Source organism: Bacillus sp. ME78, assembly GCF_903970865.1.
In the GTDB taxonomy this organism is placed as follows: domain Bacteria; phylum Bacillota; class Bacilli; order Bacillales; family Bacillaceae_G; genus Bacillus_A; species Bacillus_A cereus.
On the sequence record NZ_CAJCKK010000071.1, the window covers coordinates 1 to 2531 of the forward strand.

Sequence of the window (2531 nt, forward strand, 5' to 3'; positions counted from 1 at the left end):
GACCAGCGATATGATTTTCTTTGGAATTTTTTAATCATTAGAATTCTCCTTTTTAACATTCTTTTGTTTTTACTAAAATTCGCCATACCGGGTACTTGATAATAACCTGAATAATGTTCCAAAAGACTAATAATAGTATGTCCATATGCAATTTGTTCCTCTGAATCTATACATGTAAGAGCTAATGCATCGCACGCTAGTTCTTGATCTTCCCGCATACATGAGTAGGCATACCATAGAATGGGATTAAACCAATTTAAAATGAGTAAGCCATGCATAAGCCAGTTCACACCAACATCTCTTCGTTTGATGTGAGCTAATTCATGATGAAAAATATATCTTAACTGTTGTTCATCTAATATTTTCATATGTACAGTTGACAATAATAACTTCGGGCGAATAAATCCGAACACTGTTGGACTGGAAACCTTTCCAGATACAAGTAGAGGGATATCTCGATGAACAGACATTGATTGCTTACACTTTTCAAAAATCTGGACAATCTTCTCATCTGTAATAACCGGTTGTTTTTTTATGTAAAGTAATAAACGCCTGTTCATTATAAAAGTAGCAAAGCTTAGAAGAATAACACCTGTAAGCCAAATGTATATACAGATTGTATAGAATGGAACCGTCTCATCATCCTGCTTTTCATTATTGTGTGTTTGTGTCTTGTTTGCCTGATTAGTTTGTGTTGAACTTGAGGTATAAGTATCTTCTTTTGTGAGAACCTTTGTATCGTCTATACCTTTCAATTCTTGCATGCGTTCTTTTGAAAGAAAAATAGCTACAGGGTTTCGGCTAGAAATGAATGCATTATCATTCTTGTATGTAAGAACAGAATAGATACTATAGGAACTATCTGGCGACCAAGGTAATACAAGTCTTATTATTAATATGATCCATAGCATGTATTGCCAGCGTGGATTTAGCTTATTTCTAAACAAGAGCTTGATACATAAGATTAGGCCCACTAATATACTCGCCATAATAGAGGTCTCTATCAACCAATCGAAAAAATGAGGCAGATAGACATTAATAAACATTTCTATCATTATGATCTATCCTTCCTCTGGTTTTCCTCAGTCTTCTCATCCAGAATACGTTTAAGTTCGTTAATGTCTTCTGAAGACAGCTTCTCTTCTTTCAGGAAATTTACTAGCAAGGGCTTAAATGCTGCACCATAGAAACGTTTAAGCAAAGATTTTGTTTCTACTTGTAAATAACTATCTTGTGAAACTAAAGGATAATAAGCATACATACGTCCTTTATCTTGATGGTAAGCAACTGCTTCTTTATGAGCTAATCGATTAATTAGTGTTCGAATCGTTTTGGGTTTCCAATCCATTTTCTTCTCCAACTCTTCAATCACTTCATTTGCCGTTTGTGGAGATTTTAACCACAGTACTTTCATTATTTCTAACTCAGCTTCTGAAATTTTAGGTAATTCTTTCATTCGTTTAAATTACACCTCCCTTAGATTACGTTTGTAATCCGTAACTGAATATTACACTTGTAATCTTGCGTTGTCAATCTTATTTTATATTTGTGAAATCCTTTCCTATGGCCACCAACATAAGAACGAAAGAAATTAACATAACTATAGACTTTCATGTCCTCCTAATGGGTCAAGGAAATAGATGCTTCTTAAATATGTTTGTTAATAATATAAAATTGAATTTTAATTTCACACTTAATTAGTATTTGTTATTTTTACAAAGTACCCACTTTGGTGTCTTCGTTAAAAAAAGTACCCATTTTCTTGTCTAAATATCGTGACAAGAAAATGGGTACTAAATGAAATGTACCTGTAGAGAATTTAGCATTTTGATCTATAAAATAAGTTCTTAGTTCCAATTTTGGAAATTGATTGGGACATGAAATTCCAAAATGAAATTTGATAGATTTACAAAACTAAATTCATTTAATCTTGTGTGAACGCATTGGTTTAAATACTAATTGCGTTTAATGATGCGAAGAATTTTAGAACATCCTTCAATAAAGAAGCCCTTTGTACTTTGTATAAGTTACTATGGGCTTCTTTATTTTTACATCATATTTGATATATTTTATTGCTCTTAGTGATGCCTCTCAATAATAAATTTTGAAACTAACGCTGACAATGCTTCTACTTTTTCTTTTATTTTGTTAGACTGATTCGAGATTTCCTCGATTGATGCTGCTTGTGATTGGATAGACTGTACAGTTTGAGTTGTTTCCTTAGCTACTTGCGCGGCAGTTTCAGAAACACTGGACATAGAGGCATTGACTTCTTCTGTACCGGCAGACATTTCTTCTGTCGCTGCAGATACTTCTTGAATTTGACTAGTGATTTTATTAATAGCCGACAGAATGGATGAGAATGCTTGATCTGCTTTATTAGCTGTTTCTTTTCCTTCCGAAGCCTTTTGTTGGCCTTTTTGCATTGCAGCAACTGTATCTTTTGTATCTTGTTGAATGGCTTGTATTAAATGATTGATTTCAAATGCAGATGTTTTAGACTGCTCAGCTAAATTTCCTACTTCCGCTGC

At 33.3% G+C, this 2531-nt stretch carries 3 protein-coding genes; all 3 read right to left on the reverse strand.

What is annotated here, in order from left to right; translation table 11 throughout:
- Window positions 1-1055 (reverse strand): M56 family metallopeptidase (locus tag H6481_RS28010; protein ID WP_220464107.1); only part of this gene is annotated, 1055 nt, incomplete at its 3' end.
- Entirely contained in the window at window positions 1055-1456 is a 402-nt protein-coding gene (locus tag H6481_RS28015; protein WP_097987504.1) for a BlaI/MecI/CopY family transcriptional regulator, read from the reverse strand. The genes H6481_RS28015 and H6481_RS28010, both read right to left, overlap by 1 nt.
- Before the next feature lie 622 nt (window positions 1457-2078).
- Window positions 2079-2531, reverse strand: a 453-nt coding sequence (locus H6481_RS28020) for a methyl-accepting chemotaxis protein (RefSeq protein ID WP_259347402.1), incomplete at its 5' end; no start/stop codon positions are given.